17 protein-coding genes are annotated in these 23,462 nt (G+C 73.1%); 15 read left to right on the top strand and 2 right to left on the bottom strand.

The features are described from left to right. Position 1: 1 nt before the first annotated feature. Positions 2-1,681, top strand: a complete 1,680-nt coding sequence (locus ACPPVX_RS04030; RefSeq protein ID WP_426573607.1) for an HlyD family efflux transporter periplasmic adaptor subunit — start codon at positions 2-4, stop codon at positions 1,679-1,681. Between the two features lie 57 nt (positions 1,682-1,738). Beyond that, entirely contained in the window at positions 1,739-2,506 is a 768-nt protein-coding gene (gene ygiD / locus ACPPVX_RS04025; protein WP_426574986.1) for a 4,5-DOPA dioxygenase extradiol, read from the top strand. A gap of 17 nt (positions 2,507-2,523) precedes the next feature. Here the strand turns inward: ygiD and ACPPVX_RS04020 are convergent, their stop codons facing one another. After that, positions 2,524-2,802 (bottom strand): hypothetical protein, encoded by a 279-nt coding sequence (locus ACPPVX_RS04020; RefSeq protein ID WP_426573606.1) that lies wholly within the window; start codon positions 2,800-2,802, stop codon positions 2,524-2,526. 65 nt (positions 2,803-2,867) lie between these two features. On the opposite strand from ACPPVX_RS04020, the gene ACPPVX_RS04015 reads away from it, so the two are divergent. Next, positions 2,868-4,631 carry a DNA polymerase gene (locus ACPPVX_RS04015; protein WP_426573605.1) on the top strand — a complete coding sequence of 588 codons (1,764 nt, stop codon included), beginning with the start codon at positions 2,868-2,870 and terminating at the stop codon, positions 4,629-4,631. A gap of 92 nt (positions 4,632-4,723) precedes the next feature. On the opposite strand, the gene ACPPVX_RS04010 is transcribed toward ACPPVX_RS04015, so the two are convergent. Further along, positions 4,724-6,292, bottom strand: coding sequence for a class I adenylate-forming enzyme family protein (locus ACPPVX_RS04010; RefSeq protein ID WP_426573604.1), 1,569 nt, complete (start codon positions 6,290-6,292; stop codon positions 4,724-4,726). Between the two features lie 575 nt (positions 6,293-6,867). Between ACPPVX_RS04010 and ACPPVX_RS04005 the strand changes: the two genes are divergently transcribed. The 12 genes from ACPPVX_RS04005 (at position 6,868) to ACPPVX_RS03950 (ending at position 23,441) form a co-directional block, all read left to right on the top strand. Further along, complete coding sequence (locus tag ACPPVX_RS04005; protein WP_426573603.1) at positions 6,868-8,640, top strand: exosortase/archaeosortase family protein; 1,773 nt, start codon at positions 6,868-6,870, stop codon at positions 8,638-8,640. A gap of 144 nt (positions 8,641-8,784) precedes the next feature. Next, positions 8,785-9,510, top strand: a complete 726-nt coding sequence (locus tag ACPPVX_RS04000) for a hypothetical protein (protein WP_426573602.1) — start codon at positions 8,785-8,787, stop codon at positions 9,508-9,510. Then, positions 9,507-10,451 (top strand): hypothetical protein, encoded by a 945-nt coding sequence (locus ACPPVX_RS03995; protein WP_426573601.1) that lies wholly within the window; start codon positions 9,507-9,509, stop codon positions 10,449-10,451. The genes ACPPVX_RS04000 and ACPPVX_RS03995 overlap by 4 nt, the downstream gene beginning before the upstream one ends. A 16-nt stretch (positions 10,452-10,467) precedes the next feature. After that, positions 10,468-12,369, top strand: a complete 1,902-nt coding sequence (locus ACPPVX_RS03990; RefSeq protein ID WP_426573600.1) for a hypothetical protein — start codon at positions 10,468-10,470, stop codon at positions 12,367-12,369. A gap of 10 nt (positions 12,370-12,379) precedes the next feature. Continuing rightward, positions 12,380-14,767, top strand: coding sequence for a glycosyltransferase family 2 protein (locus tag ACPPVX_RS03985; protein ID WP_426573599.1), 2,388 nt, complete (start codon positions 12,380-12,382; stop codon positions 14,765-14,767). Positions 14,768-14,921: 154 nt separating this feature from the next. Further along, entirely contained in the window at positions 14,922-15,725 is an 804-nt protein-coding gene (locus tag ACPPVX_RS03980; protein WP_426573598.1) for a winged helix-turn-helix domain-containing protein, read from the top strand. Continuing rightward, positions 15,722-16,696, top strand: a complete 975-nt coding sequence (pstC, locus tag ACPPVX_RS03975; RefSeq protein ID WP_426573597.1) for a phosphate ABC transporter permease subunit PstC — start codon at positions 15,722-15,724, stop codon at positions 16,694-16,696. Before ACPPVX_RS03980 ends, pstC begins: the two co-directional genes overlap by 4 nt. Before the next feature lie 2 nt (positions 16,697-16,698). After that, the gene (gene pstA, locus ACPPVX_RS03970) at positions 16,699-18,219 is read left to right on the top strand and encodes a phosphate ABC transporter permease PstA (protein ID WP_426573596.1); all 1,521 of its coding nucleotides are present in this window, start codon (positions 16,699-16,701) and stop codon (positions 18,217-18,219) included. Between the two features lie 101 nt (positions 18,220-18,320). Next, a complete protein-coding gene (locus ACPPVX_RS03965; protein ID WP_426574985.1) occupies positions 18,321-19,142 on the top strand; it encodes a phosphate ABC transporter ATP-binding protein in 822 nt (273 codons plus the stop codon). Beyond that, positions 19,142-20,731: a substrate-binding domain-containing protein gene (locus tag ACPPVX_RS03960; protein WP_426573595.1), complete on the top strand. Its 1,590-nt coding sequence runs from the start codon at positions 19,142-19,144 to the stop codon at positions 20,729-20,731. Before ACPPVX_RS03965 ends, ACPPVX_RS03960 begins: the two co-directional genes overlap by 1 nt. Beyond that, complete coding sequence (locus ACPPVX_RS03955) at positions 20,731-22,518, top strand: hypothetical protein (protein WP_426573594.1); 1,788 nt, start codon at positions 20,731-20,733, stop codon at positions 22,516-22,518. Before ACPPVX_RS03960 ends, ACPPVX_RS03955 begins: the two co-directional genes overlap by 1 nt. Next, entirely contained in the window at positions 22,515-23,441 is a 927-nt protein-coding gene (locus ACPPVX_RS03950) for a sortase (protein WP_426573593.1), read from the top strand. Before ACPPVX_RS03955 ends, ACPPVX_RS03950 begins: the two co-directional genes overlap by 4 nt. Positions 23,442-23,462 lie beyond the last annotated feature (21 nt).

Raw genomic sequence — 23,462 nt, 5'->3', positions numbered from 1 at the left:
CATGCGTACCGTCTTCACCCCCAAGCGCCTGGTCGCGGGTGGCGTGGCCGTCGTGGTCCTGGTCGGCGCCGTCGCCGCCGCGAGCGCCCGGTCCGACACCAGCCCCAGCTACCGGACCGCGACGGCCAGCACCCAGCCGGTCGATCAGGTCCTGCACAGCGTCGCCACCGTCGAGCCGGTGTCCCAGGCCAGCGTGGCCTTCCCGGTGGCGGGCACGGTCGATGCCGTCAACGTGTCGGTGGGGGAGCAGGTCACCGTCGGGTCGCCGTTGGCGTCGCTCGACGTCGCCGACCTGGAGGTCACCGTCCACGAGAAGCAGGCTGCGCTCGATCAGGCCGACCTCACCCTCTCCCTGGCCCTGTCGGGTGAGGACGTCGGCTCGGTGTCCGGTGGGTCGCCGTCGAGCGGCGGGTTCGGTCGCCTGGCGGCCTCGGGCTCGTCCGCCGAGCTGAAGGCCGCCCAGCAGGCCGTGCTCGACGCCCAGCAGGCGGTCGACGACGCCGCCGCCGCCGCCCAGCTGGCCTTCGACGACGCCACCGCGGTGTGCTCCAGCGACGCGGTCGCCGGCGCCGTGGACGGCGGCACCACCACGACCACGGCGGCGAACGGCGACGACAGCGCCGCCTGCCTGACCGCCCTCCAAGCCGTGCTCGACGCCCAGGCCCAGGTGACCGCGGCGCAGGAGCAGCTCACCGACGCGGCCGACGCGCTCACCACGCTGCTCGACCAGCTGGCGACGGACGCGGGCACCACCACGACCACCACGCCGACCCAGCCCACCAACCCCGGCGGCGGCAGCGGCGGCGGGAGCACCTCCGGTGGCTCCGGTTCGGGCGGCTTCGGGTCGTCCGGCGGCTCGACGCCCAGCGGCTCGGGCTCGGGTGGGTCGGGCGGCGGCTCCAGCACGTCGTCGCCGTCGGCCGAGGACCTCATCGCCTACCAGAAGCACGTCGACGCCGCCGCCGACGAGCTGGCGGTGGCCCAGCAGGCCGTGGACCAGGCCGCCATCGTCAGCCCCATCGACGGCACGGTGGCCTCCGTGGACCTGGCCGTCGGCGACGCCGTCACGGCCGGCTCCTCCACCGCCACCATCGTGGTGGTCGGCCAGGGCGGCTACGAGGTGACCACGTCGATCAGCGTCAAGCACCTGCCCGACGTCAAGGTCGGCCAGGCCGCCACCGTCACCCCCGACGGCGATGAGCACGCGGTCGACGGAAAGGTGGTGCGCATCGGCGTCGCCCCCGAGTCGTCGAGCTCGACGTCGTACCTCGTGACCATCGCCCTCACCGGCGACACCAGCGCCATGGGCAACGGGTCGACGGCCTCGGTGGTGATCGTGACCTCCGCGGCCGACCGCGCGCTGGCCGTGCCGACCTCGGCCGTCACGGTCGACGGCGCCACGTCCACCGTGCAGGAGCTCGTCGACGGCAAGGTCAAGACCACCACCGTGAAGACCGGGGCGGTCGGCCAGACCTGGACCGAGATCACCAGCGGCCTGACGAAGGGCGACGTGGTGGTGCTCGCCGACATGGACGAGGCCCTCCCCGGCTCGGCCACCGATGGCTCGTCGTCGACCACCGGGAACCGGCAGCTCCCCGGCGGCGGGACCTTCACCTTCCCCGGCGGTGGCAGCGGCGGCCCGCCCAGCGGGCTCGGCGGCGGGACCCGGCCCGGAGGCTGACCCCCGGCGCGCGGGGCGTGGCACGCTGGACACGTGACCGCCCCCGCTCCCGCCCTGATGCCGGCCGCGTTCCTGGGCCACGGCAACCCGATGAACACGTTGGCCGACAACGCCTACACCCGATCGTGGTCGGCGTTCGGGGCCGGCGTCCCGCGGCCCCGGGCGATCCTCGTGGTGTCGGCCCACTGGTACATCAACGCCTCGGCGATCACGGCGATGGCACGGCCCCGCACGATCCACGACTTCTTCGGGTTCCCCGACGAGCTGTTCGCCGTGGAGTACCCGGCGCCGGGCTCCCCGGAGATCGCCGACGAGGTGGCCGAAGCCGTGAAGCCGATGTGGGTCGGGCTCGACCACGACAGCTGGGGCCTCGACCACGGCACCTGGTCGGTGCTCGTCCACGCCTTCCCGGCCGCCGACATCCCCGTCCTCCAGCTGTCGGTCGATGCCGGCAAGCCGATCGAGCACCACCTCCAGCTCGGCGCCGCCCTCGCCCCGCTGCGCGAGCAGGGGATCCTGGTCGTCGGCAGCGGCAACATCGTGCACAACCTGGGCATGATCGACTTCGGTCTGGGCGGGCAGGGCTTCGACTGGGCCCACCGCTACGACGACGCCGCCCGCGAGGTCCTCACCATCGACCCCGGTGCGGTGGCCAAGCTGCTCGAGCACCCCGACCACCGCCGGGCCGTGCCCACCCCCGACCACTTCCTACCGATGGTGTACCTGGCCGGCCTGGCCGCGGCCGCCGGCCAGCCGCTCGACGTGCTGATCGACGGCTACGACGCCGGCTCCCTGTCGATGACCTCGTACACCCTGGGCCTCTAGGCCGAGGGGGCCACGCGTCAGACGCCGTGGCGAAGCATCTTCCACATCGCCGGTGCATCGCGCAGGTGGCGGGCGATGGGGATGCCGATGACCAGGGCCAGCCCGGCCGTGATCACGGCGGCCCAGGGGTCGAAGTGGCGCACGAGCCCGACCACGGCGCTGACCACGATCAGCCCGTAGGCGAGCACCGCGATCCACCAGACGGTTGCAGCGAAGCGGGTGACCACCCGCCGGCGGAACCACAGCTCGGTGGACCCCGGTGGAGTGCGCTGCTCGGGGTCCACCGCATCCGCCATGCGAGCGACGCTAGCGAACGGCCGGTTCCCGAGGTCGCGGCGAGGCGGCACCGTAGGGTCGGGACGTGGATCCCCAGGCTGTCGTCGATCACCTCGTCGACGCCGGGGTGGGGCGGGGGAGCACCGTGGCGCTGGTGGTCGCGCCGGGCCGCGGGCTGGGTCTGGCCTGGGCGGACCGCTCGCTCGCCATCGAGACCGCGGCGCCGGCCGCCGCGGTCCAGGCGGTCGAGGATGCGGTCGCGCCGCGGTGGGCCGTGTGGTCCGCGGCGACCGCGGTGGCGCTGGCCGCCGACGGCGTGCGGCTGGTCAAGAGCTGGGATGCAGTGGCGGTGCACCGCCTGCTGTTCGGTGGGTGGCGAGCTGACCCGGGGCGGATCTGGGCGCGGCTCCACGGGCTGCCGACCTCGGAGATCCCGAGCGCCGGCCCGGTCGACCTGTTCAACCAGGGCGACGACGACCTCGACCCGGAGCAGCCGGTCCGCGCCGATGGCCACCTGAAGCCGGACTGGATCGATGGCGGCTGGGCGGCCTCGCCGGAGCGGATGGCGCGCTGGGCGGCCGTGCTGCTGGAGGTGGCACGCCTCCAGGACGCGGCGGTCGACGAGGTGGCGGCGCGGTCCGACCGGCCCATGGCCCGACGCACCGCCTTCGCCGAGTCGACGGCCGAGCTCCTGTGCGCGGAGCTGATGACCGACGGGCTCCCGATGGACCGCTCGGCCATGGAATCCCTGGTCAGCGCATATGTCGGCCCCCGGCCGCAGTCCGAGCGGGAGGCCGCCGACCTGCGGTCCCAGCGCGACGAGGTGGTCCTCCAGCACGTGCCGCAGGGGATCCGGTTCGACCTGCGCAGCCCCACCCAGGTGAAGTCGATGCTGCGGGTCGTCGGCGTCGAGGTGCCCGACACGCGGGCCTGGCGGCTCGAGGGCCTCCGCGACGTGCACCCCCTCGTCGACGCCCTCCTCACCTGGCGCAAGGCCGAGCGGGTGCAGACCACGTTCGGGTACGCGTGGCTCGACGAGAACCTCGGCGGCGACGGTCGGTTCCGGGGGGAGTGGTCCGGCTCCGACGGCGCCGCCGGGCGGATGACCGCGTCGGCCGGGCTCCACAACATGCCGGCCGACCTGCGCGGCGGGGTGGTGGCCGAGCCCGGCCACGTCTTCATCCGCGCCGATCTGGGCCAGATCGAGCCGCGGGTCCTGGCGTCGGTCTCGGGCGACGGGTCCCTGGCCGCCGCCACCCAGGCCGATGACCTCTACGCTCCGGTGGCCGTGGAGCTCGGCGTCGACCGGGCCACGGCCAAGGTGGCGGTCCTGGGTGCCATGTACGGCCAGACGACGGGGGAGGGGGCTCGCGCCCTGGTGGGTCTGCGCCGGTCGTACCCCGTCGCCATGGCGTACCTCGACGAGGCCGACCGGGCCGCGCAGGTGGGCACCGACCTCCGCACCTACGGCGGCCGCCTGGTCCGCATGGGCTCCGCCGCGCTGGGCGAGCCGGGCCAGCCCGGGTCGATGGGCGAGCGCGAGGCCCGCTCCCGGGCGGCGGCCCGAGGGCGCTACGGCCGCAACGCCATGGTCCAGGGCGCGGCCGCCGAGCTGTTCAAGGTGTGGGCCGTCACCGTGCGGGCGAGGGGCCGGGCCCTCGACGCCCACGTGGTGCTGTGCCTCCACGACGAGCTGCTCGTCCACGTCCCCACCGAGCACGCCGCCGACGCCGCCGCCCTGGTCGACGACGCCCTGCAGGAGGCCGCCGCCCGCTGGGCCCCCGACCGCACGGTCAGGTTCCTCGCCGAGACCAGCACCATCCGCACCTGGGCCGAAGCCAAGGCTTGACCCCCGCCCTCCCCGTCGACCTGGCACCGATCGCAGACTCCGGTGGCCGCAAAGGGTGCCGGGTTGGGAGGGGGTGAGCGGGGGCTGCGGGCTCAGGGCCAGGGCTTGGTGGCGTACTCCTCGCGGAGCTTGAACTTGAGGATCTTGCGGAGCGTCTCGTTGCGGGGGAGGGCGTCGACCACCTCGAGCTGCTCGGGGATCTTCTGGCGCATGAGCTGGGCCTCGGTGAGGGTGGCGACCATCTCGTCGAAGGTGAGGTCGTCGTCGGGCGACGCGTCGGGCACCCGCTCCACCACGGCGCAGACCCGCTCGCCGCGCTCGCGGTCGGGGAGGCCGATGACGGCGATGTCGCCGACCTTGGGGTGGGCGTAGAGGATGTTCTCGATCTCGGCGGCGGAGATGTTCTCGCCCTTGCGGATGATCACGTCCTTGAGGCGGCCGGTGAGGACGACGTGGCCGTCGGGGCGGATGTGGCCGAGGTCGCCGGTGCGGAACCAGCCGTCGTCGTCGAACGCGTCGGCGGTGGCCGCGGGGTCGGTGTAGCCGCCGAAGACCATGGGTCCCTTGAGCCGGACCTCGCCGTCAACGTCGGGGCCGCCGACCGAACCGTCCTCGGTGACGATGCGCATCTGCAGCCCGGTGACCGGCTTGCCCACCGTGTTGGCGAGCTGCTCGTCGGTGTCGTGCGGGGAGCCCTCGCAGATCATCGGGCACTCGGTCATGCCGTAGCCGTGGCAGGTCTTGACCCCGAACTCGCGCTTGATCTCGTCGTAGATCTCGGGCGGCATGGGGGCGCCGCCGCCCGACATCTTGCGGAGCGTGGGGATGATCGGGGTGGCCGGATCCTTGCGCTGCTCACCGAGGTACATCTGGTAGAACGCCGTGCCGCCGCCCACCATGGTGACGCCGTTGGCGGCGAGGACCGGGATGGCGGTGGCGGGCGCGAACGCCTCGAACAGCACCGCGCCGAAGCCGGCGAGGAGCATGGTGCCGAAGTAGTCGGGGCCGGCGATGTGGCTGAACGGGAAGGCGATCGAGCCGACGTCGTCAGGGCTCATATCGAGGGCGACGGCCAGACCGTTGGCGCCGGTGATGAGGGTGCGGTCGGTGTGGCGGACGCCCTTCGGATCGGACGTGGTGCCGGAGGTGAAGTACACCCAGCGGACCTCGTCGCCGTCGGTGGGCGCGGGCACATCGGCCAGGGTGGCCGGGTCGCCGTCGGGCAGGTCGGCGAACACGTCGATCACGACGGGCGGGGCGGGCAGGTCGGCGATGAGCTCGGTCACCATGGCGGTGAAGTCGAAGCCGTTCCACCGGCCCGGGACCAGCACGAACTCGGCCTCGGTGGCTCGGATCGCGTAGCCGACCTCCTTGTGGCGGTAGAAGTGGAGGATCGGGTTCTGGATGGCGCCGAGGCGGGCCAGGGCGAAGCTGGCGATCACCGTCTCGAAGCGGTTCGGCAGCTCCCAGGTGACCCGGCTGCCGGCCTTCACGCCGCGGGCGGCGAACCCGGCCGCGGCCCGCTCGGCCTGGTCGCGGAACTCCGCGCAGGTGAGCTTCCGGCCCGACTCGTCGATCAGCAGGACCGTGTCGGGCGTGGCGGCGGCGCGTCGCTCCACCAGCTCCCACAGCGTGGCGGCGTCGTCGAAGTTCTCGGTCACGTTCGTCCCCTGGCACGTCGTTTCTGATGGACCGTCAGGGAATCTAGGCGCCGGGCACGAGGTCCGCAGACCCTCCGGAACTTGTTGCCGCGGGTGTCGGATGGAGCGCTGGCTGCAACAAGTTCGGCTGGGGGCGGGCGCGGGCCCACTGCGAGGTCCGCCCACCGCCGGGAACTTGTTGCGGTGGCTGTCGAGGGGAGCAGTGGCTGCAACAAGTTCGTGGGGGTGGGGCGACGACACCGGAACTTGTTGCGGTGGGTGTCGAGGGGAGCAGTGGCTGCAACAAGTTCGTGGGGGTGGGGCGACGACACCGGAACTTGTTGCCGTGGGTGTCGAGGGGAGCACTGGCTGCAACAAGTTCGTGGAGGGGTGGGGCGGGGTGGGCGGTTACGGCTCGGGGTGGGTGGGGGTGACGGCTCGGGGTGGGTGGGCGAACGGGAGGCGAACGGTCGGCGAAATGACGCGGGATCGGCCCGATCGACGTTGACCGCGGCTGCGGTGCAGGTCATGGTCGGTGGGCGCGACCGACGCTCGGCGCGCAGATGGAGCACCGTGGCGCCCTGCCAGTACCGACGATGACCGCCCCCGTCGGCACCGTGAAGGCCCTGCTCCACACGGGAGATGCCGCCGATCGGGCGATGACCCACCACGTGCGCACGATCGCGGTGTGCCTGGTGGCGGTGGTCCTGGCGTTCCACTACTCGCTGTCCACGCTGGTGAAGACCCTCCAGGTCGACACGCCGCTGGCGTACCTCGGCCTGGTCCCCGCCATCTCGCTGGTGCTGATCGCCCGGCGGGCCCGGCGCGACACGTGGGAGCCGCCGATCCACGACCGGCAGGTCGACTACATCGTCGGCGTCCCGCTGCTGCTGGTGGCGCTGGCCATCAACCTGCTCCTGCCCGTGCGCCTGTCGGCGATGTTCTGGCTCTGGCGCATCGACCTGCTGGCGCTGCCCCTGTTCGCCAGCGGCGCCATCGTGCTGCTGTTCGGCGTGCGGACCCTGTGGCGCCTGCGGCTGCCGATGCTGTTCCTCTTCCTGGCGTGGCCGCTGCCCTACACGGCCGTGATCCTCCGCCAGATCGAGCTGTTCACGAGCACCACGCTGCTGGGGGTGCGGGCCGGGCTCCACGCCATGCCCGGTGTGGCCAGGCCGCTCCCCGGCGACGGCTCGCTCTTCCAGATCCAGCACGGCCAGGAGGGCTTCCCGGTCGGCGTGGCGTCGGCCTGCTCTGGCGTCAACGGCCTGGTGGGGTACGCCCTGGTCGGCGGGGCGTTCCTGTTCGAGCTGTCGGGCCGCTGGTGGCGGCGGGCGCTGTGGCTCCTCACCGGCCTGGCCCTCGTGTGGGTCCTCAACGTGGCCCGCATCCTGGGCATCTTCGTGGCCGGCCGGTACTGGGGCCAGGCGTTCGCCATCGACGCGCTCCACCCGGTGCTGGGCCTGATCCTGTTCAACGTGGCGGTCATCGCCATGCTCTGCCTGATGGGCCGCTTCGGGCTCAGCTTCGGGGCCGCCGGCACCTCTCTCGCCACCGATGCGGCGACGGCGACGGCGGCTGGAGCGGCCGGAGGTGGTGACCCAGCCGGTGCGGCCCCGCTCCCGCCGAGCCCCGTCCGGCCCCCGGTGGTGCCCCGCACCCGCATGGCGATCGCTGTGGTGCTGGTCATCGGGCTGTGCTGCGGGTTCGCCAACGCCGACCTCCGCAGCTACGACCTGGTCGCCAACCTCGACGGCTCGCCCCGGCTGACCGCGTACCAGGACCGTCCGGGCCACCCGTTCGGCTGGCGGTCGCGCAAGATCGCCGACTTCGGCTGGGGCCGCCAGTTCTTCGGCAAGGACTCCGACTGGGCCCGCTACGACCTGGCCTGGGACGGCATCTCGAAGACCGACTTCAAGACCCGGACCCACGTCACCGTCGACGTGGTGTCCACCACCGACGCCAGCCGCTTCCAGACCTACGGGATCGAGGCGTGCTACCAGTTCCACGGCTACCGGCTGCGGTCCCAGCGCACCGTCGACCTGGGCGGCCTGACCGCCCGGGTGCTGTCGTGGTCGAGCTCCACGCTCGACTCGACCTGGACCACCGTGTACTGGATGTGGCCGGTGAAGAGCCACCTCGGCACGCGCTACGAGCGGGTCGTGATGATGCTGAACGACGGCGCCGACGTCCGGCTGGCCGCCCAGGTGCCGGGTGCGGGGGCGGCCCGCTCGGCGAGCCTGAGCATCACGGATCGGCTCGGTGGCTCGCAGCAGAAGGCGGCCGACAAGCGCGTCGCCAAGATCCAGACCTTCCTGATCTCCTTGGCGGCCTCGACGGTGGCCCGCCAGCCCGCTGCCCCCACGTCCTGAGGGGCGGGCGCGGGTGGCGCGACCCGTCCTCGGCCTGGTCCCACGCGGTCCTGGAGGCGGAATCGGACAGGTTCATCGAGGACCCCGGGCGTGTTCACCGCTGGTTCACGTGACCGCCACCCGGCCCCTTTAGGTTCGCCGGCCATGGACCGAGGCTCCGAAGCTCCCACCTCGTCGCTGGCTCCCGTCCCTGCGTACCCGCGCCGGGCCGTCGAGCAGTACCTCGCCGACGCCCGTCGCGCCTGGGACGAGCTCCAGGTCGCCCTGGGCCGGGCCAAGGCCCGCCACGCCAGCGCGTCGACCGAGCTCCAGTCGGTCGACGAGAGCCACCGCCTGCTGGGGTCGATGCTGCTCGATGCCCAGCGCGACCTGTCCGCCCGCCGGGCCCACGCCGAGGAAGCCGCCATCCAGCTGCTGGCCAGCGCCGACCTCGAAGCCGCCCGGATCCTCAGCACCGCCCGTCGCCAGGCCGCCGAGCTGCTTGGCGAGCTGCGGCCCGACACCACCGGCATCGACCACGTGCTCGCGCCGCCCGCGCCGGCGGCTGGAAAGAAGGGCGACGACGACGAGCTCGACCCGCCGTGGCCGTCGGCCACGCCCATCGGGCTCCTGTCGCGCGACGAGCTCGCCGGCCTGCCCGTGGCCCCCGCCGAGGGTGAGGCGTCGGCGGCCGATGCCTTCGCCTCGCGCGCCGACCACGGTGATGTGGAGCTGTGGCCTGCCCGCCGCCCGGCGTCGGCTGCGCTCGACAGCCTGCGCTGGCGCCAGCGCCGCCGTCGCCAGTCCGGCGCCGACGAGTCGTACTTCAGCCAGCTCCGCGACGAGCTGCGCGCCGAGGGCACCCTCAACACCTGGTTCGAGCCGGCATGACCGGCACGGACGGCCTCGTCCTCCCCGTGCCCGAGCTGGTCGACGTCATCCCCGTCGAGCAGGCCGACGCGATCATCGCCGTCGCCCGGCAGGAGCTCGCCGACCTCAGCCACGAGGTCGACGCCGCGGTGCTGGCCGCCGACGCGGCCGAGCGCCACGCCGCGTCCCAGGGTGCCGACCCGGCCCTGGCGGGGCAGGCCGCCGAGCAGCTGCAGGCGTTCATCGAGCACCGCCGCGCCGAGACCGACGCCGAGCTGAAGCTGCTGCTCGACGAGGCGTCGGCCCAAGCCGGCGCCCGCATCGACGACGCTCGCGCCGAGGCCGACCGCATCACGGCCGATGCCCGCCGGGTGACCGCGGGCCCGTCGACGCCCCGGCCGCTCGCTCCGTCGTTCCTGGCCCAGCCGTTCGAGCCCGAACCGATCCTCCCGCGCCCGACCGATCCGCCGAAGGTGACCCCGTCGGCGGCGGCCCCGTCCGTGGTGCGGACGGCCCCGTTCGTCGAGAGCCCCCCGGCGATCTTCCCCGGTCACGTCTTCCTCGACGACGACATGCCTCCGGCGGTCCCCGATGACCCGGCGACCGCGGCGGCGTCGGTGCTCGCCGCCGCGCCGGGCCCGTCGGAGCCGCTGTGGCTGGAGTCGCCGCTTTTGGGTGCGAGCCGGGCCGCGTCGCCCGAGCCGGTCGCACCGCCCGAGGCGGTCGCACCGCCGGCCCCACCGGCACCCGCAGCACCGGTCGTGACACCCGCTGCGCCCGCCGCCGGGCCGGCCGCCGCGGTCCCAGAGGCGGTCGTGCCGCCAGGGGCCGTGGCGCCCGCGGCCGAGGCGCCGTCCCCGGCCCCCGCCAAGGCCCGCCTGGGATCGGTGCCGGTGTTCGCCGTGCTCCAGGTGGTGGGGCTGCTGGCGGTGCTGGTGATCCTGCTCGTGTTCGTCAACTGAGCCGGGCGACCGAAGCGTGGTCCTCCTCATCCTGATCGGCGTCGCGGGCGTCGCGCTCGTGGCTGCCGGCAACCTGCTCCTCGTCAGCGCCCGGGACCGTCCGGCCGCGGTCCCCGTGGCCGACGTCACCCGCACCGCCACCGGCGCGGCGGCGGGCGCGGCGTGGATCCCGCCGGCCTCGTGGGAGGGGACGGCCTCGCGCCGCACCGCCCGCCACCAGCGCTGGGCGGGCCGGGTGCTGCGCCGCCCGCCGGCGGGGATGGTCCTGTGGTTCGTCTGCTCGACCTTCTACGCGGCGGTGGGCGCCTACCTGGTGATCCACGCCGGGAGCATCGTCGGCGACGCCGAGTCCCGGGTGGCCGACGGCTTCTACGTCTTGTTCAGCCGCGACCCGCACGTGGCGGCGGTCGGGTTCGTGTGGAACCCGCTGCCGTCGTTCGCGGCGATGCCGTTCTTCGCGCTCAAGGGGATCTTCCCGGTCATGACCGAGCGGGCGTACGCCGGGTCGCTCATGTCGGCGCTGTTCATGGCCGGCGCGGTGGTGCAGGTCCGCGGCGCCGTCCGCGAGGCCGGTGCCCCCAAGGTCCTGCGGTGGGTGCTGGTGGGAGCGTTCGCGCTGAACCCGATGGTCGTGTACTACGGCGCCAACGGCATGAGCGAGGCGCCGTACGTCTTCTTCCTCGCCGTGTGCGTCCGGTACCTCGCTCGCTGGGTCCTGACCGGCCGGCTCACCCCGCTGGTCTGGTCGGGCATCGGGCTGGGTGCCTGCTACCTGGCCCGGTACGAGGCCGCGGTCGCCGCGGTGGGGGCCACCCTGGTCGTGCTCGGCGTGTCGTGGTGGCGGGCGCAGGGCCCGACCCGCCGCCGCACGTGGATCGCCCTGTCCGATGGGGCCGTGTTCGTCATCCCGTTCGTCGCCGCGTTCGTGGGCTGGGCGCTCACGAGCAAGGTGATCACCGGCTCCGCGTTCGAGTACCTCACGTCGCAGTACGGCAACACGTCGCAGGTGAAGACCGTCGGCGTCGACAACCTGCCGGGGCACGGCACGGGACTGCCGCTGCCGGTGTTCGTCGGGCTGCAGATGCTGTCGTTCGCCCCGTTGCTGCCGGTCCTGGTGGTCGCCGGCGTGCTGCACGCCCGGCGGTCCCGCGACCTGCGGATCCTCGTGCCGATCCTCGCCCTGGGAACGATCGCCGCGTTCATCTTCCTCACGTTCGTGAGCGGGACGACGTTCGGCTGGCTGCGCCTCCACCTGCCCTCCGCGGTGATGGCGACGCTGTGCATCGCCTACCTGTTCTCGCCGCCGACGCGGAGCGCGGGCATCCCCGCATCACCGGCGCGCCCCACCCGCGCCGGTGCCGCGTCGCGGCCGAAGCCCTCGACGGCCGGCCGCAAGGCGGGCAGCGGGATCGTCCTCGGCTGCCTGCTCGCGCTGGTGGCCATCCCGACCACGGCGTGGGCGATGACCGACCACCGCCTGGGGGTCGGCGAGGTGCCGCAGCTGCGCTGGGTGCTCCAGAAGGACGCGGCGATGAGCGAGGGCGATCGCAACACCAAGGCCATCGTCACCAGCTCGGGTGCCATCGCCGCCCAGATCGACGCCATGCACCTGCCGCCGGGCTCGGTGGTGGCCGACACGTTCACCCCGTGCGTCTCGTCGATGCTGATGCACTCGGACCACCCCCACCAGTTCGTGATCACCAGCGACCGCGACTTCCAGCCGGTGCTGGCCGATCCAGCGACGTTCAAGGCCCACTACCTGCTGATCCCGCCGCCCGAGGGCTACGGCGGTCTCGACGCCCTGACCCGCGCCTACCCGAACCTGTACCGGCAGGGGGCCAAGGGGGCCGAGCTCGTCCGCACCTTCGACGAGCCGGGCTGTCCGCAGCTGAGGCTGTACCAGGTGCTCGGCGCGTGAGGTCCCAGCCGTGACGATCATCCAGGTCCAGCCCGACGACGCCCTGGCGCGCCTCGAGGTCAGCCGCACCCGCCTCCAGCAGGCCGCCCCCGACCTGTCCGCCGAGCGGCTCATGCGCCGGCGCCAGTGGATCGTCCTGCTGGTCGTCGGGCTGCTGGCGCTGGTGTGCGTGGTGCTGGCCCCCAAGGCGACGGTCATCGTCGTCGTCGGCATCTGCACCGTCGTCTACCTGGCGACCGTCGTGCACCGCGTGGCCATGACGATCCTGTCGGCCCAGGGCGGGAGCATCGTCAGCGTGAGCGACGAGGAGGCGAGGGCCGTCCCCGACGCCGTCCTGCCCGTGTACACGGTGCTCGTCCCCGCCTTCCACGAGATGGAGGTCATCGACACGCTCCTCTCCAACCTGGGCGCGCTCGAGTACCCGGCGGACAAGCTCGACCTGAAGCTGCTGCTCGAGGCCGACGACACCGAGACCGTCGACCGGGCGATGCGCCACCCGCTGGCCGACGCCGTCGACATCGTGCTGGTCCCGCCGGGCGACCCGCGGACCAAGCCGAAGGCCCTCAACTACGGGCTCACCCTGGCCCGGGGCGAGCTCGTCACCATCTACGACGCGGAGGATGCGCCCGACCCGCTCCAGCTGCGCCGGGCCGTGGTGGCGTTCGACCGCTCCGAGGACGACGTGGCCTGCCTCCAGGCCCAGCTCACCTACCGGAACCCCGACCAGAACATCATCACCCGCTGGTTCACGGTCGAGTACCTGATGTGGTTCACGCTGTTCCTCCCGGGCCTGTCGAGGACCGACGCGCCGATCCCGCTCGGCGGCACGTCCAACCACATCCGACGGTCGGCGCTCGAGGGCCTGGGTGGGTGGGACCCCTACAACGTGACCGAGGACGCCGACCTCGGCGTGCGCCTCCACCGGGTCGGCTGGCGCTGCGCGGTGCTCGGATCGGTGACCTACGAAGAGGCCAACAGCGACTTCGTCAACTGGATGAAGCAGCGCAGCCGTTGGTACAAGGGCTACCTCCAGACGTGGCTGGTGCACCTGCGCCACCCGGTCCGCCTGTGGCGCGAGCTGGGCTGGTTCGGGTTCCTGCAGTTCAACCTGTTCGTCGGCGGGACGCCGATGCTGGCGCTGCTGAACCCGGTCTTCTGGTCGCTGACGATCCTGTGGTTCCTGGGCAAGTTCGACTTCATCCAGGCGATCTTCCCGGCCCCCGTGTACTACGCCGGCCTGATCTGCTGGGCCCTCGGGAACCTGTCGGTGCTCTACATCACCGTGCTGGCCGCCCGCCGCTCCGAGCGGCCGTCGCTCGTGCTGGCGGCGCTCCTCGTCCCGATCTACTGGGTGATGATGTCGCTCAGCGCGATCAAGGCGGCGATCCAGCTGATCTCGGCGCCCACCTTCTGGGAGAAGACCACCCACGGCCTCGACCAGGCGCAGGTGCGGACCGCGGCGCCGGCGGCCGCGATGACGGGAGCGGGCGCGCGGGCGGCCGGCGCTCCGGCCGCTCCGGGCCCCGCCCTCCCGGTCACCGAGCTGGCGCCGCCCGAGGGCGGGTGGGCTCCCGCGCTGGCAGTGGCCGAGGCCCGGTCCACCACCACGGCCACCCACCTCCAGGCGGCGGCCCGATCGCTGCGCCTGGTCGGTGTGCTCGCCATCGCCCTGGTGGTGTGGCTGCTCGCCGGCACCGCCCTGGCCGCCCGCATCGATGCCGGCGACCGGGCGGACCGCGCCGCCACCGCGGCCGCCGGTTCGGTTCGGCCGCCGCAGGCCGGTGACCCGGTGGCCCGGGTGACCGCCCCGCGCTCGGGGCTGTCGTTCACGGTCCTGCAGGGCACCGGCACCGGCTCGCTCGACCACGGGGTCGGCCACGCGCCGGCCTCCGCGCTGCCCGGCGGCCAGGGCAACTCGGTGCTGGTGGGCCACGCTCGGCTCGCCGGCGCTCCGCTCGGCGACCTCGATCAGCTCGAGGCCGGCGACGCGGTGAAGGTGCAGACCCCGTGGGGCCCGGCGGCCTACGAGGTCACGTCGGTCCGCACGGTGGGCGCCGACGAGCTCGATCTGCACGCGTCGGGCCCGACCCGCATGACGATCGTGACCGCGTCCGGCTCGGCGACGTTCCTGCAGGCGACGGCCACCATGACCGGGACGCCGACCGCGCCGATCCCCGCCGCCGAGAGCGGCTACCCGTCGGTGCCGGGCAGCAACGTCGCCGCCCTGCTGGTGGCCGTGATCTGGGGTGCGCTCGCGCTCGCGGCGTGGCAGGGCGGCCGCCTGCTGGCCCGCCGGTGGGGATCGGTGGCGGGTCTGCTGGTGGCCGCGCCCCTGATCGTCCTGGCCGTGATCCAGGCGTTCGCGGCCATCGGCCACGCCCTTCCCGCCACCCTCTGACCGCGATCCTCGATCAGCGCGGGATCGTTGGGAACCGGACGGCAACCGTTCCGGTGTCGGCCACCTGGCGTTCAGGTTCCACCGGTACGTTCCGCGCCGCGGCCGACGCGGGGTGCGGTCGCCTGGAGGGGAGCATCGGTTGCGGGTCCTGGTCGTGAGCGGTGATGCGCGCTTCGCGGGGTGGCTGACCACGACCCTGGGAGCCGCCGGGTGGACCGTCGAGACCCTCGTCTCGGCTGACGCCATCGGCGCGTCCGCCTCGTGGCCGCCCGAGATCGTCGTCACCGACCACCGGCCGTCGCAGCTCGCAGCCGCGTGGGTCGACGAGGTCCGGCGCGCCGGCGGCGTGGTCGTCGTCGTGACCACGAGGACGGTCGATGGCGAGCTGGAGGACGCGCTGGCGATCGGCGCCGACGGCTTCGTCCGCTGCCCGGTCGGGAGCCACGAGCTGGTCGCCCGGCTGCGGGCGGTCGCCCGTCGCCGGTCGCCGGTGGTGTCCCGGCCGGTCGTGGCGGTGTCGAGCATCACGCTCGGCACGCTGCAGCTCGACCGCCGCACCGGCGACCTGACCCTCGACGGCCTCGCCATGCACCTGCGGCGCAACGAGCTCGACATCCTCGAGGCCCTCATGGTCGCGGCGCCCGGCGTGGTGACCCGGGAGGAGCTGGCCCGCTCGGCGTTCGACGTCGACGCCGCCACCGCGTCGCTCGACATCGTCGTGCGCCGCATCCGCAGCCGGTTGGAGGCCCGCGAGGGCTGGCGCCGGCTCGACACCGTGCGCGGGGTCGGCTTCCGGCTGCTCGACCCGGCGCTGCGAACCGTGCCGGGCCAACCGCTCCCTCCGGTCGAGCTGGCCCCAGGTGCAGCCGCGACGGAGGATGGTCGCCCAGCGTTCACCTCCGCGTCGGCAGCGGGCCACGAATCGTTCGGTCCGCCCCGCGAGCGTGTCTCCCCGTGACCGGGGCGCTCGTCGACGAGGGGATGTTCCCCGACACCCCCTTCCGGCCGGAGGCCTCGCCCACGGCGCCCGACCGGGTCTTCCTGGCCCTGGCGACCATCGCCGCCTGCGTGAGCCTGGCCATCGTCCTCACCACGTTCGTCTTCCTGGTGAAGGAGTCCCGCCCGGCGTTCGCGCAGGCCGGCGTCTGGAACTTCTTCACCGACAGCATCTGGAACCCGGCGGCCGGCCGCTTCGGCGTGTTCGGCCTGATCATGGGCACGGTGATCATCGCCACGATCGCCATGATCCTGGCCGTGCCGTTCGCCATCGGCATGGCGCTGTTCATCAACGAGTTCGCGCCGTCGTGGCTGAGGCCGTCGCTGACCTCGATGATGGACCTGCTCGCCGCCCTGCCGAGCATCCTCTACGGGCTCTGGGCGTTCTTCGCGCTCCAGCCGAAGCTGACGCCCGTGGCCCGGTGGGGGACGAACCACCTCTCGGTCATCCCGTTCTTCCGGTTGTCCACCGAGGACGCGACCCTCACCAGCTCGAGCTTCGTGGCCGGCGTGGTGGTGGCGTTCATGATCATCCCGATCATCACGTCGGTGTCGCGCGACGTGATGGCGCAGGTCCCGCGCGAGCAGTGCGAGGGCGCCCTCGCCCTGGGCGGGACGCGGTGGGGGATGATCCGCGAGGTCATCTTGCCGTTCGGCCGCAGCGGCATCGTCGGGGCCGCGCTCCTCGGGTTCGGCCGGGCGCTCGGCGAGACCATCGCGGTCGCCCTGGTCGTCAGCCTGGTTTTCAAGGCCAACCCGCACATCCTCGAGCTCGGCGCCGGATCGATCGCCGCGCTCATCGCCACCCGCTTCGGCGAGGCCGACTCCATCGAGCGCAGCGGTCTCGTCGGTGCCGGCCTCGCCCTCTTCATCCTCACCTTCGTCGTGAACATCGGCGCCCGGCGGATCGTCGCTCGGACGAAGGTGGCCTGAGGGTGACCGACCTCCTCCCTCCGCCCCCACCCCCTCCGCCTCCCGCCGCCTTCGGGCCCGGCGGGGGCGCGGACGAGCCGACCGGTCGCGTCGACGCTGCGGTCCCTCCTCCCGCGGCGCCCGGCGCGACCGGTGGCGTCGGTCGCTCCGAGATCACCACCACGGCCCTGTCCGTCGCCGTCGCGGTGGTGGTCGGGGCCCTCGCCAAGGTGGTCATCGGGGTCGACAACCTGTTCGTCCTGGTGGCGCTGGCGTACGGCGCCTTCCTCGCCGTCTCGGTCGCGGGTGGCGGTTCCTTCGCCCGGTTCCGCGAGGGCCTTCCGGCCGACGGGGATCCGACCCCGCCGCCGCTCGCCCGCCAAGCCGTCCCGGTGGCGGCGCCGGTGTCGGGCGGGTTCGGAGCGCCGATCGACATCGACCTCATCGCGGAGGAGCTCCACCCGTACGCCCCCGAGGTGCCGGGCGTCCACGGTGACGACCCCGACGACGACGAGCCCCGGCCGGTCCACCTCCTGACCGACCGCGACGCCTGGCAGGCGGTCGGCGCCGCCGCGGGTGCGCTGGCGCTGGCGGGCACGGCCCGCGTGCTCCTCGACTGGTCGGGCGTGATGAGCACGCTCGTCTTCGCGTACCTCGTGTTCCTGGTCCTGTACTTCGCGCTGCTCTGGGACCACAGCGGCCAGGAGATCGCGGGCGACCGGGTCGTGACCGTGCTCGTCTGGTCCACGGGCTTCCTGGTGCTCGCCGGGCTGACCTGGATGCTCGGCCTGCTCCTGGTGAACGGCCTCCCTCGCCTGCGCCCGTCGTTCTTCACCGAGGACCTGAGCACGGTCGGGCCGAACGATCCGGGCGGCGGCGCGTTCCACGCGATCATCGGCACCCTCGAGCAGGTCGGCATCGCCGTGGTGATCGTGGTCCCGATCGCGGTGCTGACCGCCGTGTACCTCAACGAGCTCCACGGCCGGTTGTCGCCGATCATCCGGTTCGTGGTCGACGCCATGACCGGGCTGCCCAGCATCGTGGCCGGCCTCCTGGTCTTCACGGTGTGGGTCAACGGCCGCGGCTTCTCGGGCCTCGCCGGCTCCGCCGCCCTGGTCATCTTGATGCTGCCGACCGTCACCCGGACCTCCGAGGAGATCCTCAAGACCATCCCGGACTCGCTCCGGGAGGCATCGCTCGCCCTCGGCGCGCCGCAGTGGCGGGTGGTGCTGCGCGTGGTGGTGCCCACGGCCCTCACCGGTCTGGTCACCGCCATCATCCTGGGCGTCGCTCGAGCGATCGGCGAGACGGCCCCGATGCTGCTCACCGCGTTCGGTTCCGACTCCACCAACTACAACCCCACCGACGGCCCCCAATCAGACCTGCCGCTGTTCGTGTGGAAGCTCATCCGCCTGCCCAACAAGGTGCAGCAGCAGCGGGCGTGGACGGGCGCGCTGATCCTCGTCCTGCTCGTCCTGTTCCTCTTCATCACGGCCCGGGTCCTCGTGAACCGGGCCAACAAGCGGCTCGGGAGGGCCCGATGACCTCGATGACCGATGACCCCACCGCGTCCTATCCGCTCCCCCCGATGCCGTCCGGTGCCGCGCCGGCCCCGCACGAGAGCGGCTGGGTCCGCGACACCACGATGGCGGTGGACGCGCCGATCGACGACAGCCTCCTGCGCCGCAACGCCAACCCCGCCACCCTCGATGCCGTCCAGCTGAGCGCCTGGTTCGGGGCCCGCAAGGTGCTCGAGCGGTGCAGCCTCACCATGGAGGCCAAGAAGGTGACCGCGCTCATCGGCCCCTCGGGCTGCGGCAAGTCGACCTTCCTGCGGATCCTCAACCGCATGCACGAGACCATCCCCGGCGCCAAGATCGCCGGGCGCGTCGACATCGACGGCGTCGACATCTACGGCCGCGAGCTCAGCGCCACCGAGGTGCGCACCCGCATCGGGATGGTGTTCCAGAAGCCCAACCCGTTCCCGGCCATGACGATCCGCCAGAACGTGCTGGCCGGCCTGAAGCTCTCGGGCACCACGTCGGACCAGAAGGACCTGCTGGTCGAGGAGTCGCTCACCCGCGCCGGCCTCTGGACCGAGGTCAAGGACCGGCTCGACGAGGGCGGGACCACCCTGTCCGGAGGCCAGCAGCAGCGCCTCTGCATCGCCCGGGCCCTGGCGGTCGCCCCGCAGATCCTGCTGATGGACGAGCCCTGCTCCGCGCTCGACCCCATCTCCACCCGGGTGGTCGAGGAGACCATCACCGACCTGGCCGACGACATCACGATCGTGATCGTCACCCACAACATGCAGCAGGCCCAACGGGTCTCGGACAACTGCGCCTTCTTCCTGGTCGAGACCCAGAAGGAGCCGGGCCGGATCGTCGAGTCGGGCCCCACCACCGAGCTGTTCGAGCACCCGCGCGACCAGCGCACGCTCGACTACGTGACGGGACGGTTCGGCTGATGCGCATCGCCACCCACCTCCGGGCGCTCGTGCTGGCCGCCACGGTCGCCGCCCTCGTGGGCGCGACCGCCGGCCCGGCCCGGCCCGCGGCGGCCGACGGCTCGGCCATCAACGGCGGCGGCTCCGGCTTCGCCGCGCTGGAGATCGATCAGTGGCGGGCCGACACCGCCCGCAAGCCGTACTCGCTCAAGATCAACTACGTCTCGCAGGGGTCGAGCTTCGGCCGCGCCCAGTTCATCGCCGGCAACCTCGACTACGGCGTCTCGGACATCACGTTCCTGAGCTCGGAGCTGCCGCAGCTCCAGTCGAAGCGCTGCGGTGGCAAGGACCCGAACTCGTGCTTCGCGTACGTCCCCGTGAGCGCCGGCGGCCTCGGGCTCATGTACAACCTCCTCGACAACGCGGGGAAGCGCATCACCAACCTGCAGCTGACGCGGCGGGCCGCCTGCAAGGTCTTCACCGGGGCGATCCTCAAGTGGAACGACCCCGAGATCGTCGCCACCAACCCGCAGCTGACCACGTTCAACCGAGACATCGTGCCGATCATCCGGGGCGACGGCGCCGGTGAGAGCTACGTGCTCTCGCAGTTCTGCCAGGCGGTGGCGCCCGACGTGTGGAAGGCGTTCATCTCCGACCGGCTGGCGAAGGACCCGGCCAACGTGGCGCCCGACTTCAAGGCCGGCCAGCCGGTGTCGAACTGGCCGCAGGGCTGGGGTCGCGCCAACCCGGCCAACGCCGCCGACGGCGTGGCCAACACCGTGGCCGACGCCGGCACCGGCAAGAACGCCATCACCTACAGCGCCGCCGGCTACGCCAAGGTGCGCAACTTCCCGGTGGCGTCCATGCAGAACGCCGCCGGCGTCTACACCCAGCCCGACGAGGCCAACGTGACGGTGGCGCTCGGCTACGCCACGCCGAACGGCAACGGCACGTTCAAGCTCAACTTCTTGGGCTCGGACAAGCGGGCGTACTTCCCGTCGACGTACTCGTACGTGCTGGCCCAGACCACGGGCTTCGACGCCGGCAAGGGCACCACGCTGGCCCGGTTCCTCTGCTACGCGGTGAGCAAGGGCCAGGAGATCGCGCCGAGCCTGCGCTACGCCCGCCTCTCGGCCCCGATCGTCGACATCGCCATCGACGCCATCGTGCGCATCCCCGGGGCGCCGGCGAAGGCCGCGTGCCCCGTCGCGGGGTCGGCCGCGCCGCCGCCACCAGCCAGCGTCGACCCCGGCAACGCCAACCCCGGCAGCACGAACGACCCCGGCGGCACGGGCGGGACCGGCGGGTCCGGCGGGACGAACGGGACCGGTGGGACGGGCGGCACCGACGGGACCGGGGGGACCGGTGGGACCGGTGATGCCGGGACCAGCGGGGGAGCCGAGGGCGGCGCCGGCGGCGCCACCGCGACGACCGAGCCCGATCCGCTGGGCGGCGGCACGGGCAGCGAGTCCGCCGCGGGCCTCCCCGGTGGCGGGGCCACCACCGACCAGGGCACCGACTACTCGGGATCGATCTGGTTGATCGCCATCGGCGCCGTGCTGTGCACGATCGGCGGCGCCGTCGGCAGCCGCCTGCGGAGGACCGGCTGATGGCCGCGCCCACCCTCAGCCGCTGCGACCGCGCCGCCGCGCGGGTGCGGCCCTGGCTGCCGTCGCCGCGCCGAGCGGTCGGCGGGACCATCCTGCTCGCCCTCTCGCTGCTGCTCGTCACGGCGGGCTGGGCCGGGCAGGGCTCGGCCGAGACGGCGCCAGTGCCGCTGCAGCTCAAGGGCGAGGGCAGCTGGGGGCCGTACAAGGAGGTGGTCACATGGCAGGACGACCTGTACGGCGCCAAGAGCCCGGTCGACCTCGCCTACACCACCACGGCGTCGTACCAGGGCCGCCAGGACTTCCTTGCGGGCGGGCTCGACTACGTCATCTCCGGCGTGCCGTTCACCGCCGACGAGCTCGAGCAGGTGAAGGGGGGCGCCGCCGGCCTCATCGACGTCCCGATCCAGGTCGAGACCATGTCGATGCTCCTGGCGATCCCGCAGCCCGAGGGCTTCGAGACCGTCACGTACCCGTGCGACCCCTACGACCCCGACGTGCCCGACCCCGACGCGTGCATCGTGAAGAAGGCGTACACCGGTCCCGTCCGCATCCCGAACCGCAACATGGCGGCGATGCTGTTCAAGTACCCGGGCCCGGGTCAGATGCCGATGACCAGTTGGAACGACCCCGACGTGCTCGCCGCCATGGGCGTCGACAACTTCACGCTCGAGCCGCTCGCCGGCCCCGCCCCGATCGTGCGATCCGAGGCCTCGGCCAGCAACTACTTCATGCAGCTGTACGTGAAGACCGTGGCCCCCGACGTCTGGTCCGGGCTCGAGGCCCTCCACCCCGACGCCACGTGGGAGCCGCTGACCGAGCGGCTGCCCAAGGTCCTCACCGCCAGCCGCCAGGGCGTCGACCAGCAGGTGCTGCAGCTCGGCCTCGGCGCCGACCCGGCGTCGGGCTCCGTGTCGGGCTTCAGCAAGGGCATCGTCGCGCCGGTCCCGCCATCGGCGAAGGACGAGGTGGAGGAGGCGTTCCCCAACACGCAGCTCACCGACATCGAGCTGCAGAACGCGTCGAAGGAGTGGGTCGCGCCCACCCCCGCGTCGATCGACAAGGCCGTCGCCGCCGGCGGGGACACGCCCTTCTACGCCCTCACCAACCCGGCACCCGGCGCCTACCCGCTGGTCTGGGTGAACCACCTGTACGCGCCGGCCACCGGGCTCACCCCCGAGAAGACCGAGGCGCTCGCCACCACGATCCGCTACCTCGCCACCGACGGGCAGAAGGCAGGCGAGCCGTGGGGCGAGGGCCAGCTGTCGGCAGCGCTGGTGGCCAAGGCGCTGAAGGGCGCCGACGCCCTGGTGACCTCGAACTGCGTCGGCTCGGACCGCCGCACCGTCAAGAGCGCCGAGCCGGGCACCTACGCACCCGACCTGCCGGGGGTCGAGGCGGTCGGGGAGGTCCTCCACTGCGAGCGGGTCGGGGCGGCCCCCACGACCACCACCTCGACCACGACGCCGGTCCCCTACGACACGACGCCGTACGTGGATCCCGGGACGTCGTACGACCCGGGGTTCGGTGACCTCCCCGCCGACACGGGCACCGGGCCCGACGCGGGCGTCACCGACACCACCGCCCCCGCAGCGTCGACCACCGCGCCGGCCAAGACGACGACCACCGCGCCCGGGACGACCGCGCCGCCCGCCGCCGCGCTCCCGATGGCCGTGCCCTCCGGCAAGCCGGAGGGCTACGACCAGATGGCCGCGCTCCTCATGGGCGGCTCGCTGCCGCTCATGTTCGGCTCCGGGATCAAGCGCCTCTTCCTCGGGCTGTTCCTGTGACGCTGATCGAGACCCGGCCCGGCGCCGACCCGGGCCGCGCCGGATCGGCCGGATCGGCCGGCCCGGCCGCCCCGCCGCTCGAGCCCGACGGCCCGCCGGCCGAGTCGCCGGCGGAAGCCGCGATCGAGACGGGCTCGGCCGCGCTGCTGCGATCGCTCGTCGTGCTGCTGCTCATCGCCGTGGCCGTGACGGCGCTCTGGAAGGCGTTCAACCAGGTCGTGGCCCCCGGCTGGTACCGGACCCACCAGCACCACCTGGCCGCCGACCTGGCCCAGCCCCGGCCCGGCCTGGAGCCCGGCCAGGCCGCGGGCGTCGTCCAGATCCCGGGCATCGGCGCCAACCTCGTGGTGATCGAGGGCTCCGACCCGAACGAGCTGCGCGGCGCCCCCGGCCACCGCACCGGGACGCCGCTGCTCGCCAAGAAGGGCAACAGCATCATCGAGGGCCACCGGGACCGGTGGGGTGCACCGTTCGGCGACCTCGACAAGCTCGTGGAGCGCACGCGCATCGTCGCCATGAACCGCTCCGGCATCCCGATCGAGTACCGCGTCACCACCGTCAAGACGGTGAAGCGCGCCCAGCTGGCGCGCTACCTCGCCCCGTCGAGCGACTACCGCATCACGCTCATCACGCAGGCGGGCGGCTCGTTCTCGACCGACCGACTCGTCGTCCAGGCCGTCGCGGGCACCCCGTCGAAGGCCAAGGGCAAGGGCGAGGTGCCCGCGCTCGACCCGCCCGGCGGCTCGGCCCTGCCGGCGCTGCTGGCGCTGGTCCTGGGGACCGTCGGCGCCATCGCGGCCTACGTCGGGCTCCGCCGCGACCACCGGGCCTGGTCGGTCGCGATGGTGGTCGTCCCCCTGGTGATCGGGGCCGTCCTGGCCCTGCTCCTCCTGGTCGACGGGACCCTTCCGCCCCTGCTCTGATCCGGACGTCTCCGCAGGTCA

This window comes from Aquihabitans sp. McL0605 (genome assembly GCF_049993875.1).
Classification (GTDB): Bacteria; Actinomycetota; Acidimicrobiia; order Acidimicrobiales; family Iamiaceae; genus Aquihabitans.
Note: the sequence above shows the minus strand (reverse complement) of the source record. Positions and strands in the feature narration are given on the sequence as shown.

Bases quoted from the DNA above. Each gene is read 5' to 3' on its own strand.
- ACPPVX_RS04030 (WP_426573607.1), top strand. From the start codon at position 2: ATGCGTACCGTCTTCACCCCCAAGCGCCTGGTCGCGGGTGGCGTGGCC.
- ygiD (WP_426574986.1), top strand. From the start codon at position 1,739: ATGCCGGCCGCGTTCCTGGGCCACGGCAACCCGATGAACACGTTGGCC.
- ACPPVX_RS04020 (WP_426573606.1), bottom strand. From the start codon at position 2,802: ATGGCGGATGCGGTGGACCCCGAGCAGCGCACTCCACCGGGGTCCACC.
- ACPPVX_RS04005 (WP_426573603.1), top strand. From the start codon at position 6,868: ATGACCGCCCCCGTCGGCACCGTGAAGGCCCTGCTCCACACGGGAGAT.
- ACPPVX_RS04000 (WP_426573602.1), top strand. From the start codon at position 8,785: ATGGACCGAGGCTCCGAAGCTCCCACCTCGTCGCTGGCTCCCGTCCCT.
- ACPPVX_RS03995 (WP_426573601.1), top strand. From the start codon at position 9,507: ATGACCGGCACGGACGGCCTCGTCCTCCCCGTGCCCGAGCTGGTCGAC.
- ACPPVX_RS03965 (WP_426574985.1), top strand. From the start codon at position 18,321: ATGGCGGTGGACGCGCCGATCGACGACAGCCTCCTGCGCCGCAACGCC.
- ACPPVX_RS03960 (WP_426573595.1), top strand. From the start codon at position 19,142: ATGCGCATCGCCACCCACCTCCGGGCGCTCGTGCTGGCCGCCACGGTC.
- ACPPVX_RS03955 (WP_426573594.1), top strand. From the start codon at position 20,731: ATGGCCGCGCCCACCCTCAGCCGCTGCGACCGCGCCGCCGCGCGGGTG.